This window comes from Streptomyces sp. bgisy100, from assembly GCF_057709105.1.
In genome coordinates this window covers 144,599-158,324 of the sequence record NZ_JBYITE010000001.1, presented here as the reverse complement: position 1 = coordinate 158,324, position 13,726 = coordinate 144,599, and the positions used below count along the sequence as shown (strand labels likewise).

The 13,726-nt window shown below is 73.4% G+C and carries 15 protein-coding genes; 8 read left to right on the top strand and 7 right to left on the bottom strand.

Features of this window, described 5'->3' with window-relative positions:
- The first annotated feature begins 201 nt into the window (after positions 1–201).
- A complete protein-coding gene (locus AC3EQ1_RS00775) occupies positions 202–1,581 on the top strand; it encodes a serine hydrolase domain-containing protein (RefSeq protein ID WP_432092259.1) in 1,380 nt (459 codons plus the stop codon).
- Positions 1,582–1,684: 103 nt separating this feature from the next.
- Here the strand turns inward: AC3EQ1_RS00775 and AC3EQ1_RS00770 are convergent, their stop codons facing one another.
- A complete protein-coding gene (locus tag AC3EQ1_RS00770; RefSeq protein WP_432092258.1) occupies positions 1,685–2,137 on the bottom strand; it encodes a GNAT family N-acetyltransferase in 453 nt (150 codons plus the stop codon).
- A gap of 9 nt (positions 2,138–2,146) precedes the next feature.
- Positions 2,147–2,743 (bottom strand): DUF2269 domain-containing protein, encoded by a 597-nt coding sequence (locus AC3EQ1_RS00765; protein ID WP_432092257.1) that lies wholly within the window; start codon positions 2,741–2,743, stop codon positions 2,147–2,149.
- Between the two features lie 90 nt (positions 2,744–2,833).
- Here AC3EQ1_RS00765 and AC3EQ1_RS00760 point away from each other — a divergent pair, with 90 nt between their 5' ends.
- From AC3EQ1_RS00760 to AC3EQ1_RS00750, 3 genes are all read left to right on the top strand, one after another.
- Positions 2,834–3,466, top strand: a complete 633-nt coding sequence (locus tag AC3EQ1_RS00760) for an HAD family hydrolase (RefSeq protein WP_432092256.1) — start codon at positions 2,834–2,836, stop codon at positions 3,464–3,466.
- A 575-nt stretch (positions 3,467–4,041) separates the two neighbouring features.
- Positions 4,042–6,159 (top strand): globin domain-containing protein, encoded by a 2,118-nt coding sequence (locus tag AC3EQ1_RS00755; RefSeq protein ID WP_432092255.1) that lies wholly within the window; start codon positions 4,042–4,044, stop codon positions 6,157–6,159.
- 104 nt (positions 6,160–6,263) lie between these two features.
- Positions 6,264–6,998 carry a pyridoxamine 5'-phosphate oxidase family protein gene (locus tag AC3EQ1_RS00750; RefSeq protein WP_432092380.1) on the top strand — a complete coding sequence of 245 codons (735 nt, stop codon included), beginning with the start codon at positions 6,264–6,266 and terminating at the stop codon, positions 6,996–6,998.
- A gap of 44 nt (positions 6,999–7,042) precedes the next feature.
- Here the strand turns inward: AC3EQ1_RS00750 and AC3EQ1_RS00745 are convergent, their stop codons facing one another.
- The 4 genes from AC3EQ1_RS00745 to AC3EQ1_RS00730 form a co-directional block, all read right to left on the bottom strand.
- On the bottom strand, positions 7,043–7,522 hold the full coding sequence (locus tag AC3EQ1_RS00745) for an NUDIX domain-containing protein (protein WP_351509026.1): 480 nt from the start codon (positions 7,520–7,522) through the stop codon (positions 7,043–7,045).
- Positions 7,523–7,606: 84 nt separating this feature from the next.
- Complete coding sequence (locus AC3EQ1_RS00740) at positions 7,607–8,494, bottom strand: LysR family transcriptional regulator (RefSeq protein ID WP_432092254.1); 888 nt, start codon at positions 8,492–8,494, stop codon at positions 7,607–7,609.
- Positions 8,495–8,699: 205 nt separating this feature from the next.
- Positions 8,700–9,836 carry a cystathionine gamma-lyase gene (locus tag AC3EQ1_RS00735; RefSeq protein WP_432092253.1) on the bottom strand — a complete coding sequence of 379 codons (1,137 nt, stop codon included), beginning with the start codon at positions 9,834–9,836 and terminating at the stop codon, positions 8,700–8,702.
- 33 nt (positions 9,837–9,869) lie between these two features.
- Positions 9,870–10,247 (bottom strand): phage holin family protein, encoded by a 378-nt coding sequence (locus AC3EQ1_RS00730; protein ID WP_351509020.1) that lies wholly within the window; start codon positions 10,245–10,247, stop codon positions 9,870–9,872.
- 45 nt (positions 10,248–10,292) lie between these two features.
- Here AC3EQ1_RS00730 and AC3EQ1_RS00725 point away from each other — a divergent pair, with 45 nt between their 5' ends.
- The 4 genes from AC3EQ1_RS00725 to AC3EQ1_RS00710 all read left to right on the top strand — a co-directional run bounded on the left by AC3EQ1_RS00725 (position 10,293) and on the right by AC3EQ1_RS00710 (position 12,382).
- On the top strand, positions 10,293–10,610 hold the full coding sequence (locus tag AC3EQ1_RS00725) for a cupin domain-containing protein (RefSeq protein WP_432092379.1): 318 nt from the start codon (positions 10,293–10,295) through the stop codon (positions 10,608–10,610).
- Positions 10,611–10,745: 135 nt separating this feature from the next.
- Positions 10,746–10,967, top strand: coding sequence for a DUF5326 family protein (locus AC3EQ1_RS00720; protein WP_432092252.1), 222 nt, complete (start codon positions 10,746–10,748; stop codon positions 10,965–10,967).
- A gap of 146 nt (positions 10,968–11,113) precedes the next feature.
- Complete coding sequence (locus AC3EQ1_RS00715; protein ID WP_432092251.1) at positions 11,114–11,896, top strand: IclR family transcriptional regulator; 783 nt, start codon at positions 11,114–11,116, stop codon at positions 11,894–11,896.
- Positions 11,897–11,944: 48 nt separating this feature from the next.
- Positions 11,945–12,382 (top strand): SsgA family sporulation/cell division regulator, encoded by a 438-nt coding sequence (locus AC3EQ1_RS00710; RefSeq protein ID WP_351509011.1) that lies wholly within the window; start codon positions 11,945–11,947, stop codon positions 12,380–12,382.
- A 19-nt stretch (positions 12,383–12,401) separates the two neighbouring features.
- On the opposite strand, the gene AC3EQ1_RS00705 is transcribed toward AC3EQ1_RS00710, so the two are convergent.
- Positions 12,402–13,721 (bottom strand): YibE/F family protein, encoded by a 1,320-nt coding sequence (locus AC3EQ1_RS00705; RefSeq protein ID WP_432092250.1) that lies wholly within the window; start codon positions 13,719–13,721, stop codon positions 12,402–12,404.
- Positions 13,722–13,726 lie beyond the last annotated feature (5 nt).

Here is a 13,726-nt window from a genome sequence, read left to right as displayed (position 1 = left end):
CGACGCGGTTCGAGTGACCCCCGGCCCTCCGCTATAAGACGTGCCCGAGTAACCCCGGTGCCCCGCGATACGGCCCGCCCGTACGACGCGCCCGAGTGACCCCGACACGGCCCGCCCGAGCGACCCCGATGCCCCGCCGTACGCCCCGCGGGCGCGGCGGAAGCGTGCGCCGTGTCCCGCGCACCGGTAGAAGTGGTCCCCATGACTGACCCGTTCGAGAATCTGCTGCCCGACACCCGGCGGGCCCTGCACCACCGGATCGCCACCGCGCAGGCCCAGGGCCGTTCCCCGTCGCTGGTCGGGGCGGTGGTGCGGGACGGCCGTACGGTGTGGACAGGGGGCCGCGGCGCGGTGGCGGGACGGGAGCCGGACGGCGACACGCAGTACCGGACGGGCTCGATCACCAAGACCTTCACCGCCGTTCTGGTGCTGCGCCTGCGGGACGAGGGGCTGCTCGATCTCGCCGACCCGCTGGACAAGCACCTGCCGGCGACCGGAGCCGGGGAGGTGACGATCGCCCAGCTGCTCGCCCACACCGGCGGCCTGGCCGCCGAGACCCCCGGCCCCTGGTGGGAGCGGACTCCGGGCGAGCTGCGCCGCGCGCTCCCCGACGTCCTGGGCGAGGAACCGTTCCGGCACCCGCCCGGCCGGGTGCACCACTACTCCAACCCCGGCTACACCCTGCTCGGTTCCCTCGTCGAGCAGCTGCGCGGCGAACCGTGGGAGACCGTGCTGCGGCGCGAGGTGCTGGAGCCGCTCGGGATGGACCGGACGACGACGCGGCCCGGGGCCCCGTGCGCCGACGGCTGGGCGGTCCACCCGTGGGCGGATGTGCTGCTCCCCGAACCCGCCCAGGACCTGGGCCTGATGGGACCCGCCGGTCAACTCTGGTCCACGGCCGCCGACCTCGGCCGCTGGGGCGCCTTCCTCATGGCGGGCGACGAACGGGTGCTCGCACCGGAGACCCTCGCCGAGATGCGCACCCCGGCCGCGGCACCCGGGAGCGACAGCTGGGACGCGGGCTACGGCCTCGGCCTCCAGCTCGTCCGCCGGGACGGCCGGACACTGGCCGGACACACCGGTTCCCTGCCCGGCTTCCTCGCCACGCTGTGGACGAGCGCGGAGGACCGGCTGGCCGCCGTGGTCATGGCCAATGTCACCGCGGGACCCGCGGTCGCCGCCGTCGCCGCGGAACTCGTCCGGATCGTGGCCGAACGCGAGCCCGTCGTCCCCGCCCCGTGGAAGCCGCTCCCGGAGGCCGATCCGGAGCTGCTGGCGCTGACGGGGCCCTGGTACTGGGGGCCGACGCCGTACACGCTGCGCCTGGCCGCCGGCCGCTCCCTGGAGCTCACGCCGCTCGGCGGCGCCGGCCGCGCCTCCCGTTTCCGGGCCGAGAAGGACGGGACGTGGACCGGCCTGGACGGATACCACGCGGGCGAGACGCTCCGCGCGGTGCGGTCCGACGACGGCTCGGTGAGCCACCTCGACCTGGGGTCCTTCGTGTTCACCCGGCAGCCGTACGACCCCGCGGCACCCGTGCCGGGCGGGGTCGACCCGCAGGGCTGGCGGCCGCTGCCGTAGCGGTCGCCGCCGTAGGAGTGGCCGACGGCACGGACCGCCGTAGGAGATCCACGGCGGCACCCACGGATGCCGCCGTGGGTGCCGCCGGTCTCCGCCGCCGGCCTCAGAGCTGGAGTTTGAAACCGATATGCGAACCGGTGAAGCCGAGCCGCTCGTAGAAGCGGTGGGCGTCGGTGCGGGTGGCGTCGGAGGTCAGCTGCACCAGCCCGCAGTCCTGGCGGCGCGACTCGGCCACCGCCCACTCGATCAGCAGCGTGCCCAGGCCGCCGCCCCGCTCGTCCGCGTGGATGCGCACGCCCTCGATGACGGAGCGGGTGGCGCCGCGGCGGGAGAGCCCGGGTATCACGGTGAGCTGGAGCGTTCCCACGACCCGGCCCGCGCGTTCGGCCACCACCAGATGCTGGTTCGGGTCGGCCGCCAGGCGTTCCAGGGCGCGCAGGTACGGCGCCGGGTCGTCGGGCGACTCGCGCTGGGCGCCGAGCGGGTCGTCGGCCAGCATCGCGACGACGGCGGGGATGTCCTGCGGCGTGGCCGGGCGGATCTCAAGATCATTCATGACCGCACCCTAGAGGGGCCGCGTCCCGGAATCGGGGGCTTTCAGACCGCGACGACCGGGGCCGCCGGGCCGATGGCCTCCACCGCGGCGACCAGCGCCTGCGGAACGCGCGGCTTCCCGCACCCGGCGGCCGCGGCGGGTGAGCCCCCAGGGCTTCAGGACCGAGACCGCGGTGAGGAACACGTAGAGGGCCGTGGCCACCGCCGGGGCGACCACCAGATCGGTGGCGGCCGCCCCCACCGGTCCGCCGGAATCGACGGCCGCCGCCGCGTGGTCGATCCGCGAGCGGAGGGCGACGACCGAGGCGCCGGTCGCGGCGAGGGTGAGCCAGAACTTGGTGAGCACCCAGCGGTGCCGGGCCAGCCCCCAGGGCGTGCCCAGGGCCAGCACCACCCCGCTGAGCAGGGAGAGCACGCTGAGCGGGGCGACCAGCCAGTCTCCGAAGATCTTCATCGCACGGTAGGCGGCCTCGGCGGTGACGGCGGATTCGGTGGCCGCGGCGGCGATGCCGAGGGCGAGCAGACCGACCGTCAGGCCGAGCCAGCCGACACCGACACAGACATGGACGACGAGGGCGGCCCGGCGGGCGGGGCGGGTCAGTTGCATGCCTCCACGGTCGCCGCGGCGAGGCCCGGGCGCATCCCGCAGCGGGAGTATCCGCCGCTGCGCGCGGGCGAGTACGCCTACTCTCGCGGCATGGCGACTCTGCACCTCTTCGACCTGGACGGCACCCTGATACACGGCTCGGCGGCGCCCGTGGAGATCTCCCGGCAGCTCGGTCTGACCGAGGAGATCGCCGAGCTCGAACGGGCCTTCGCGACGCGGCGGATCGAGCCGCCCGCGTTCGCGGAGCGGGTCCGCGACCTCTGGTCCGACCTCACCGAGGCCCATGTGGCGGCTGCGTTCGACGGCGCACCGTGGCTGGACGGCATCCGCGAGGTGTGGGCGGGCATCCGGGACAGCGGCGACCACTGCGCGGTGATCTCCCTGTCGCCCGGCTTCTTCGTGGAGCGGCTGCTGGACTGGGGGGCGCACGCGGCGTACGGATCGCGCTTCCCGGCGGTGCCGTTCCGTGAGCCGGTCGACCCCGCGGGCATCCTCTCCGCCGCGGCGAAGGTCCGGATCGCCGACGAGCTGTGCGCGCGGTTCGGGGTGGCGCGCGCGGACTGCGTGGCCTACGGCGACTCCATGTCGGACGCGGAGCTCTTCGCGGCGGTACCGACATCGGTCGCGGTGAACGCGGACCACCATCTGACGGACCTCGCCTCGTGGGCATACACCGGACGTGATCTCCGAGAGGCTTACGAACTGGTGCGTAACCGCCGGTAATTCATTACTGACGAGTTGCCTAGGGAATTCTCGGCATTGTGGGCGAGATCACGGAAATCGGGGGGTTTCCGGAAGTGATCGAGATCGGGACTTGTGGTTTCATCCGCGCCCGGTATGGTCGACTCCAGTTCAGCCACGACTCGCTGCCGTCACGTCGAGAGTGACATGGCAGCCTAGCGGGAATGCGGCCTTCGTTACCCGGACTTCCGGCTATTTGTCCGGCGAGGTCATGGGAAGTGGCACGCTGCACGGAAGGGAACTGCGGCCAATGTCACACCAGGCGGCTTTCGTCCGCTTTGTGTTGACTCGTCGGCACTGGTAAGAGCCGTAAAGAATATTGATCGAGAGCGATCAATTGCGGGCACATTCCAACCTTTGGATGTGCGAAGACTGACCGAAAGACGTTCGAGGCGAGGCAGACCATGGATGCTCCGACCACTACGTCAGCCGATAACGGCGGCTCTGGCGGAAACGGTGGGGACTGGGGTTGGTTCACTCCTGGGCCGAGCAGGAAGCGGGCAACGGAACCCGAGAACGAGGACCGGGAACAGACCGACCGGATACCCAGCCGTCCGGTGAGCCCGATCCGCCCGGTGGGCGGCCGCGGCCAGGACCGCGGGCCGGCCGAGCAGTACGACGACGCCCCCCGGTCCGGCCCCGCCGCCCCGCCGAACGCCTTCGGCGGCGCCCCCGAGCATCAGCGGCCCGCCGACCACGGCCCCGGCCAGGGCGTACGTCCCGGAACCGGCCCGCAGCGGGCGGCCCCCGGGTACGGCGACCCCGAGCGCCCCGCCCCCGACCGCACCGACGGCTACGCGGCCCGCGGATACCGGGCGCCCGGCGAGCCCGGGCCCGCTCCGGGCACCGCGCCGCAGGGCCGTCCGTACGCGGGTGACCACGGTGCGCCGCCCGTCGGCCCCGCCGCCGGGTCCGGCGAGCCCGCTCCCGCCGAGGAGGAGCAGCTGGTCCCCTCCTTCATGCGCCGGACCGGCCAGGGCGTGGGCGCCACCGACCCGCACCGCCCCGAAGAGCGCTACCTGGAAGAGCACTACCCCGAAGAGCGCTACCCCCAGGAGCAGCGCGCGGCAGCGCCTCGCCCCGGGGACGCCGCCGCGGCGGGCCGCCCCCAGCCGCAGCAGGCCCCGCAGCCGCCGCACGCCACCGTGCCCCGGCCGCACGCCGACCGGCAGCAGGCCCCGCAGCCCCCGAACGCCGACCGACCGCAGCCGCCATACGCCTCCACGCCGCCTGCGCCGCGCGCGCCGTCCGCCCCTCAGGCACCCGCCCCTCAGGCACCCGCCGCGACGGCGCCGCCGGCCGCCCCGCCCCGGCAGCAGCCCCAGCCCCAGCATCAGCAGCCCCAGCACCCCGCGCACCCGGCCTCGCCGCAGCCCCCGGCGGGCCCGGCGGGCGGCACCTCGTCCGCCGCCCCCGCCGCCGCAGGCGCCACGACCGCCGCAGGCACCACAAGCCCCGCAGGCACCGCGAGCCCCGCAAACACCGCCGGCCCCGCGACCGAGGCGCCCCCCGCGGACCGGCCCCGCCCGGCCGCCGAGGCCGGTACCGCCTCACCGGACGCGATCCTCATCCAGCGCACCATGGCGGAGATCGAGCCCATCGCGGACAAGGTCACCTCGTACTTCTACGCGATGCTCTTCGTCCAGCACCCCGATCTGCGGGCGCTGTTCCCCGCCTCCATGGACACCCAGCGCGACCGCCTGTTCAAGGCCCTGCTGACGGCGGCCCGGCATGTGGACGACTCGGCCACGCTCAGCGAGTACCTCTCCCATCTCGGCCGCGGCCACCGGAAGTACGGCACCCAGCCCGAGCACTACCCGGCGGTCGGCGAGGCCCTGCTCGGCGCGCTGGCCCGCCACGCCCCGGAGAGCTGGAGCGCCGAGACCCAGGCCGCCTGGGTGCGCGCCTACACCGCGATCTCCCAGATCATGATCGACGCGGCGGCCGAGAACGAGCGCACGGCCCCCGCCTGGTGGGACGCGGAGGTGGTCGCCCACGATCTGCGCACCCCCGACATCGCGGTGGTCACCGTGCGGCCCGACCAGCCCTACCCGTTCCGGGCCGGCCAGTACACGTCGCTGGAGACCCCCTGGTGGCCGCGCGTCTGGCGGCACTACTCCTTCTCCTCCGCGCCGCGCTCCGACGGGCTGCTCTCCTTCCATGTGAAGGCGGTCCCGGCGGGCTGGGTGTCCAACGCCCTGGTGCACCGGGCGCGTCCGGGCGACAGCATCCGCCTCGGCCCGCCCGCAGGTTCCATGACCGTCGACCACAGCACCGACAACGGACTCCTCTGCCTGGGCGGCGGCACCGGCATCGCCCCGATCAAGGCGCTGGTGGAGGATGTCGCCGAGCACGGCCGCAAGCGCCCCGTCGAGGTCTTCTACGGCGCCCGCAGCGACCACGACCTCTACGACATCGACACCCTGCTGCGGCTGGAGAAGTCGCACTCCTGGCTGGCGGTGCGGCCGGTCGTCTCGCACGGCCCGACCAACGGCCTCAGCGGCCCGCTGCCCGACGCCGTCCGCCAGTACGGCCCCTGGAACGCCTTCGACGCGTACCTCTCCGGCCCGCCCGGCATGATCCGCAGCGGTATCGACGCGCTCACCGGCATCGGCATCCCCTCGCACCGCATCCGGCACGACTCCCTCGAAGAGCTGGTGGCGGCGGGCGCCTGATGGACGCGGACGTGGAGACGGATCCCGGTGCGGCGCCGTCCGCCACCGAGCCTCCCGGGGCGCCCGGGCCCGTCGAGCGCCCCGGCAGCGACGGTGAGCACGCGGTGCAGCGGGCGCTGGGGACGACCGCCCGCGCCGACCGGTTCTACCGGGAGCAGGTGCTCGACCGGCTGAACGACCGGATGCGGGAGTTCGTCGGCCGGCAGGAGATGTTCTTCCTGGCCACCGCGGACCGGCACGGCGAGTGCGACAGCTCGTTCCGGGCCGGGCCGCCCGGCTTCCTCCGGGTCCTGGACGACCGGACGCTGGTCTACCCCGAGTACCGGGGCAACGGCGTGCACGCCAGTCTGGGCAACATCGAGGAGAACCCGCACCTCGGCATCATGCTGATCGACTTCCTCCGGGACCGGATCGGGCTGCACGTCAACGGCCGGGCGAGGATCGTCCCCGACGCGGAGATGCGGGCCGCCCGTCCGGAGCTGCCGGCCGACCCGGTGCCCGGCCGCCGGGCCCGGGTCTGGGTCGAGGTCACCGTCGAGGAGGCGTACATCCACTGCGCCAAGCACATCCCGCACCTGCGGAAGGTCCCGGCGCAGGACCGTGCGCAGGCGTGGGGGACCGACGACGTCAAGCGCAAGGGCGGGGACTTCTTCGGCGCGGCCGCCGAGGCCGGCAGCCGTCCGCCGTACACCCGGCCGCCCCGGGAGGGCGCGGACGGGCCGCCGTGGGCCGGCGAGGGGGCCGCGGGCTGGCGCCGGGTCGCCGAACAGGCCCTCGCGGAGGCCCGCCGCCGGGACGCGGGGAGCCGGCCGGCGCCGTACGGCGGCTGGTTCCGCTGAGCGGACGGCCGTCCGGGGCGCCTCCTCGGCCGGCTGCCGTCGTATCAGCCCAGGTCGGGGGCGTGCATCGCCCGCACGCCCTCGATGTTGCCGTCCAGGTAGTGGCGCAGCGACAGCGGGACGACCTCGACCGAGGCGATGCCCACCCGGCTGAACGGGATGCGCTCCACGGCGTACTCCCCGCACGGCTCCTCGACCTCGGGTCCGTGCCGCCGGGAGAGGTCCAGCGATTCGAGCCGGCAGACGAAGAAGTGCTGCACCTTGACCCCGGTCACCCCGCCGTCGGTGATGTGCTCGACGGTGTCGACGAAGACCGGGACGACATCGGTGACCTTGGCGCCGAGCTCCTCGTCCACCTCGCGGTGGAGGGCGTCGACGACGGTGGCGTCCTCCGGTTCGACCCCGCCGCCCGGGGTGATCCAGTAGGGCGGACACCCGGGCTTGGTCCGCTTGATCAGCAGCATCTCGTCGCCGTCGAGCAGGATGGCGCGGGCGGTTCGCTTGACCACGGGTCGTTCGGTCATGGGAGAGATGTCGCCCGGCCGGGGCCCTCCGAAACGTTCCGGAGGCGGCCCCTCCTGCCCGGGGTCACCGTGTTCGCCCGACGGTCACCAGTCCACCGCGGCGCGCAACAGCCAGTCGTGCGCCCGGGCGATGTGCGGCAGCCCGAGGGTGCCGGTCCGCACGGCCAGGAAGTAGGTGCGCAGCGGCGGCACCGGCGGGTCGAGCAGCGCGACGACCTCCCCGGTGTCCAGCGCGTCCTCGCAGAGGTAGCGGGGGAGCACGGCCATCCCGGCCCCGGCCGCCACACAGGTCAGCACCGCGCGCAGATCGGGGGCGATCACGGTGCCCGGGGCGGCGGGCTTCGCGTCGAAGACGGCCGCCCAGTAGCGGGAGAGAAGCGGCAGGCTCTCGTGCACCTCGACCACCGGGAGCTGTTCCAGGGCCGGTAACCCCCGCGCCTGGACACCGCCGTACGCGCCGATCCGGGCCGCCCAGCGGGGCGCGGCCACCAGGACGTGCTCCTCGTCGCAGAGCGGAGTCGCGGTCAGCAGACCGCCGCGGGGGCGGGCGGTGGTGATGGCCAGATCGTGATGTCCGGCGGCGAGTCCGCCGAGGGTCTCCTCCGCGCCGCCGAAGGCCGTCCGGAGCGCCGGTCCCTGGGCGAGCAGCGGCATCAGGGCGGGCAGCACCCGCAGCGCGGTGAACTCGGGCGGGCCCGCGAGGTGGAGGGTGCGCCGCGCCGGGCCGTCGGCCCCGGTGATCTCCACCAGGGCGTCGAGGTGCGGAGCCACCCGGTGGGCCAGCTCGTCGCCGACGCCGGTGGGGACGACGCCACGGGCCCGGCGGAGGAAGAGGGGACGGCCGAGCTGCCGTTCCAGGGCGCGTATCTGGCCGGTGACGGCGGGCTGGGAGAGACCGAGCAGGGCGGCGGCGCGGGTGAACGACCCCGCCCGGTGCACGGTCACGAAGGTACGGAGCAAGGTCAGGTCCATGCTGACCCTCCGTTCGCCGACGCGGACAGTCCGTCAACTATAAGAATGCCGATAGGCCTGTGTCGCTACGGTGATTGGACACTGACGCAGAGTCAACTAGCCTGGAATCCGCGGTTCGTTGTTCATTGAACCGGGACGGCTCGAGCCACGAGGGGGGAGGCTCGAGCCGTCCGTCGCCGGTTCGCCGGCCGCGTGCTCAGGCCGGTTACCCAGTCGCAGCCTCCGCGGACGCGTCCAGTGCTCGCAGCACATCCGCCACCAGGTCCTCGGGGTCCTCGGCGCCGACGGAGAAGCGGATGAAGCCCTCCGGCACCGCGTCGCCGCCCCACCGGCCGCGCCGCTCCGCGGTGGACCGCACACCACCGAAGCTGGTCGCGTCGTCCACCAGCGACAGCGCGGCCAGGAACCGTTCGGCCCGGGCCCGGTCCGCCAGCACGAAGGACACCACACAGCCGAACCGGCCGCCGCGCATCTGCCGGACCGCGACCGCGTGGGACGGGTCGCCGGGCAGGCCGGGGTGGCGCAGCCCGGTCACCTCCGGCCGGCCGCGCAGCGCCTCGGCGAGCGCCAGGGCGGTCGCGGCCTGCCGGTCCACGCGCAGCTGGAGGGTGGCCAGCGAACGGTGCGCCAGCCAGGCCTCCATCGGCCCGAGGATCGCCCCGGCGGTCTTGCGCCACCGCCGCACCTCCGCGGCCCGCTCCGGATCGCGGCAGGTGACGTAGCCGAGCAGCACATCGCCGTGCCCGGTCAGCGCCTTGGTGCCGCTGGCGACCGAGAAGTCCGCGCCGAGGTCCAGCGGCCGCTGGCCGAGCGGGGTGGCCAGGGTGTTGTCCACCGCGACCAGGGCCCCGGCCGCGTGCGCGGCGTCCGCCAGGCGGCGGATGTCGCACACCTCCAGCCCGGGGTTGGACGGTGTCTCCAGCCACAGCAGCTTCGCGCCGTCGAGCAGCGCGAGCTGGGCGTCCCCGGCGGTGGGCGCGGTGCGCACCTCGACGCCGTACGCCTCCAGCCGCTCCCGGACCAGCGGCAGCGCCTGGTAGCCGTCGTCCGGCAGCACCACGGCGTCCCCGGAGCGCACCTGGGAGAGGAGGACCGCGGAGACGGCGCCCATCCCGGACGGGAAGGCGACCGTCGTGACCTCCTCCCCCGGGGCCTCCAGCTCACCGATGGCCCGCTCCAGCCCGGTCCAGGTCGGGTTCTCGTCGCGGCCGTAGGTGTACGGGCCGACGGGGTCGCCCGGCAGGTGGTAGTGGGCGGCGAAAACCGGTCCCGGCAGGCTCGGCTCGTACGGCACGGGCTCGGGCAGGCCGGCCCGCACCGCACGGGTTCCGTCACCGGTCATGGGCACTCTCCCTGCTGTTCCGGTCATGGGTGATCAGTCGTCGTCGGGCAGGACCAGGTGCAGCGCCCAGGAGACGATCGAGACGATCAGGCCGCCGACGACCGCGGTCCAGAACGTGTCCACATGGAAGGTGAGGCCGAGCTCGCCCGCAAGCCAGGAGGTGAGCAGCAGCATCAGGGCGTTGATCACCAGGATGATCAGCCCCAGTGTGAGGATGAACAGCGGGATCGACAGCAACTTGACGACCGGCTTGACGACGAAGTTCACCAGCCCGAAGAGCAGGGCGACGAGTATCAGGGTGAGTGCCTGGCGGCCCGTGCCGGTGCCGGGCAGGGTGATGCCCTGGAGCAGCCAGATGGCCACAGCCAGGGCACCCGCGTTGGCGAGTGTCTTGACTACGAAGTTCTTCATGGTGGGATCGTCGCAGAGAGAACCTGAAGGGTAAGGGGTGGAGTGGTGAAGGCCTTCCGGCTGGAAGAACTCGAGGCGGAGCGGGCCGCCAACGACGGGGCATATCTACAGTTCCTTCGCGAAAGGAACATGTCGGTCGGGCTCTACGCGTTGGACGCCGGCACCACCGATCCCCAGAGCCCGCACCGGCAGGACGAGGTCTACTTCGTGGTCAGCGGCCGGGCCTCGATCACCGTGGGTATGGAGACCACCCAGGTGGCCCGGGGCAGCGTGGTGTACGTGCCCGCCGGAGTGCCCCACAAGTTCCACCACATCAGCGAGGACCTGCGGGTCATGGTCGTCTTCTCTCCGCCGGAGAGCTGACCGGAACCGCCCGGTCCCGTAGGGGACCGCTCAGGGGAGGACGGGGGGCGCGGGCCGTCCGCCGGGCGCCCCGCCCGCCTAGCATCGAGAGCAACCCGGACGGACCGGGACGGACGAGTGGAAGCGGGGACGGTCATGGCAGTCAAGGAGACCTTCAATGGCCTGCCGTGGTGGGTGAAGTGGATCGCGGTGCCGGTGCTGGCGCTCGTCGTCTTCGGCGGGCTGATCGGGACGGTGCTCGGCATCGTCATTCATCTGCTCTTCAAGATCCTGGTGTTCGTCGCGCTCTTCGCCGGGCTCGTGTACGTGGTGCGGAAGTTCACCTCCTCCTCCACCTCCTCCCGCGGCGACTGGTGACGCGGGCGTCCCTCCGGGGGCGGCCCGGGCCTGTCCGAACGGCGGGTCCTAGCCCAGCCGGGCGACAGCCGGAAGGAATCCCTCCTGTCGCCGCTGCCCTCCGGTTACAGTGCCGACGGCCGACGCTGGGGGTGTCATTGGCTACGGTGCACACGGACGGGGCCTCCGCGGACGGGGCCTCCCCTCCGACGCTGATCGGGTCCGTGCAGCGCGCGCTGCGCCTCCTCGAGGCGGTCGGGAACCATCGCGACGGGGCCCCGGCGAAGCAGCTCGCGCGCGAGGTCGGGCTGCCGCTGCCCACCGCCTACCACCTGCTGCGCACCCTGACCCACGAGGGCTATCTCCGCCGCGAACAAGGGGTGTTCGTCTACGGCGAGGCCGCGGCGAGCCTCGGGACCATCGGTGAGCGGCAGCGCGGCCGGGCCGGCGTCACGGAATCCGTGCGGACCCTGAGCCGCCGGCTCGGGGTCCCGGTCTACTTCGCCGTCTACCGCGAGGGCGAGATCGATGTGGTGGCGGTGGCCGACAGCGCCCGGGCCCCGGCGGTCGAGGAGTGGGCGGACTTCCGGGAGACCGGGCACGCCCACGCGATCGGGCAGTGCCTGCTCTCCCAGCTCGACGAGGACGCCCGGCGCGACCACCTCGCCCGCCATCCGGTCCGGGCGATCACCCCGTACACCGTGCGTGACCAACACGCCCTGGCGGAGCGGCTGGCCGCGGTCCGCCCGCGGCAACCGGTCGTCGAACGGCAGGAGTACGCCCTCGGCGCGGTCTGCGCCGCGCTGCCGATCACCGCCGGTTCGGCGGCGGCCACCATGGCCGTCTCGCTCCCGTCGGACCAGGCGGAACGGCTCCGGCCGGTCGTCGAGGAGCTCCGGGCCGGGATCGGAGAGCTCCTCACCACCTGGGCGCTCACTATCAGTATCTGAAAACTCACTCCTTGTGATCTTTCGGGGCGGTGATGGACGATGTCCCGCATGCGCGACGCGATCCAGGCAGAGCTGATGATGAGCTTCCTCGTCTCCGAGGAGCTGTCGTTCCGTATTCCGGTGGAGCTGCGGTACGAGGTGGCGGATCCGTACGCCGTCCGGCTCACCTTCCACCTCCCCGGGGACGCCCCTGTGACCTGGGCCTTCGCCAGAGAGTTGCTGCACGACGGCCTCGTGGCGCCGGTCGGTGACGGAGATGTGCACATCCGACCGCAACTGCCGGGTTTCAGCACCGATGTGCTGATCCGGCTTCAGGTCGGGGAGGACGGAGCGGCGTTCCGCGTCGGCGCCGCACCGCTGATCGCCTTCCTCGACCGCACCGAACGGCTGGTCCCGCTGGGCCGCGAGCCATGGTGCGCCGATCTCGAAGGCGGCCTGGAGGCAGCCCTGGAGGACATCCTCGCCACCGAGCGGAACGCCGGCTGAGCCGCCCGCTCCCGGATCGTCAGCGCTTGCGGCGGCGGCCCCGCCCCGTCCGCTCCGAAACCGCCCCGTCCGCCTCCGCGGCCGCGGGGCGGTCCGCCGAGACGACCAGCGCGGCCAGGACCGTGGTCACCGGCACCGACGCCACCAGACCGATGCTGCCCACCAGCGTCCGCACGATCTCCTCCGCGACGATCTCGCTGTTCGCGACCGTCCCCACACTGCTCTGCGCGACCGAGAACAGCAGCAGCAGCGGCAGCGCCGCGCCCGCGTAGGCGAGCACCAGGGTGTTGACCACCGACGCGATGTGATCCCGGCCGATGCGCAGACCCGCCCGGTAGAGCCGGCGCACCGACATCGACGGATCCGCCTGCTTCAGCTCCCACACCGCCGAGGTCTGCGTCACCGTCACGTCGTCGAGCACCCCCAGCGAACCGATGACCACCCCGGCCAGCAGCAGACCGCTCAGATCGATGCCCGGGAACAGGCCGTGGATCAGCCCGGTCTCGTCCGAGGTGTTGCCGGTCAGCCGTGCCCAGCCGATGAACAGCGAGCCCAGCAGACCGATCAGCAGCAGCGAGATCAGCGTGCCCAGCACCGCCACGGACGTCCGGGCGCTGACGCCGTGGCACATGTACAGCGCGATCAGCATGATGGCGCTGCTCCCCACCACCGCCACCACCAGCGGATTCGACCCCTGCAGGATCGCCGGCAGGATGAACAGGGACAGCACCGCGAAGCTCACCGCGAGCGCGATCAGGGCGAACAGGCCCCGCAGCCGGCCCACGGCCACCACCGCGATCGCGAAGATGCCCGCGAGCAGCGCCATCGGGACCGTCCGGTCGGCGTCGGTGACCGAGTACTGCAACTCCCGCGGCGCGTCCGGGGCGTACGCCACGACGACCCCCTGCCCGGCGTCCAACTGCCGTGGCGCGTCCGGCTGGACGATCTCGTCGAACTTCCGGCCCCGGTCCTTGCCGGAGGTGATCTCCACGGTCGCCTTCTTGCAGGTGCCGCCGTCCCGGCCCGCACCGCCCTGCCCCTGCGGGGGCTGCTGCCCCGGCCCACCGGAGGCGGGCGGCTGCTGGGACCCGCCGCCCGCCGCGGCACAGCTCACCGCCGTGACGGTGAGGACCCGGCCCGACTCGGTCTTCCGGTCGAAGCCGACCCCGGAGGGCTTGTGGTCCGGTACACCGCCCGGCCAGAGGACGACCAGCCCCGCCACCACGGCCGCGGCGAACGGGATCAGCACCGCCGCGATGACCTTGCGGAGGTGCCGGGAGACGGGCGCGGCGGGACCGTGGCTGTGGGTGTGCGCGTGGGCATCGGGCGATGGGGTCACCGACC

Excerpts from the sequence above, each read along its gene's own strand:
- AC3EQ1_RS00770 (WP_432092258.1), bottom strand. The coding sequence starts at position 2,137 with ATGAATGATCTTGAGATCCGCCCGGCCACGCCGCAGGACATCCCCGCC.
- AC3EQ1_RS00720 (WP_432092252.1), top strand. The coding sequence starts at position 10,746 with ATGGCAGTCAAGGAGACCTTCAATGGCCTGCCGTGGTGGGTGAAGTGG.
- AC3EQ1_RS00765 (WP_432092257.1), bottom strand. The coding sequence starts at position 2,743 with ATGCAACTGACCCGCCCCGCCCGCCGGGCCGCCCTCGTCGTCCATGTC.
- AC3EQ1_RS00710 (WP_351509011.1), top strand. The coding sequence starts at position 11,945 with ATGCGCGACGCGATCCAGGCAGAGCTGATGATGAGCTTCCTCGTCTCC.
- AC3EQ1_RS00745 (WP_351509026.1), bottom strand. The coding sequence starts at position 7,522 with ATGACCGAACGACCCGTGGTCAAGCGAACCGCCCGCGCCATCCTGCTC.
- AC3EQ1_RS00775 (WP_432092259.1), top strand. The coding sequence starts at position 202 with ATGACTGACCCGTTCGAGAATCTGCTGCCCGACACCCGGCGGGCCCTG.
- AC3EQ1_RS00735 (WP_432092253.1), bottom strand. The coding sequence starts at position 9,836 with ATGACCGGTGACGGAACCCGTGCGGTGCGGGCCGGCCTGCCCGAGCCC.
- AC3EQ1_RS00760 (WP_432092256.1), top strand. The coding sequence starts at position 2,834 with ATGGCGACTCTGCACCTCTTCGACCTGGACGGCACCCTGATACACGGC.
- AC3EQ1_RS00730 (WP_351509020.1), bottom strand. The coding sequence starts at position 10,247 with ATGAAGAACTTCGTAGTCAAGACACTCGCCAACGCGGGTGCCCTGGCT.
- AC3EQ1_RS00740 (WP_432092254.1), bottom strand. The coding sequence starts at position 8,494 with ATGGACCTGACCTTGCTCCGTACCTTCGTGACCGTGCACCGGGCGGGG.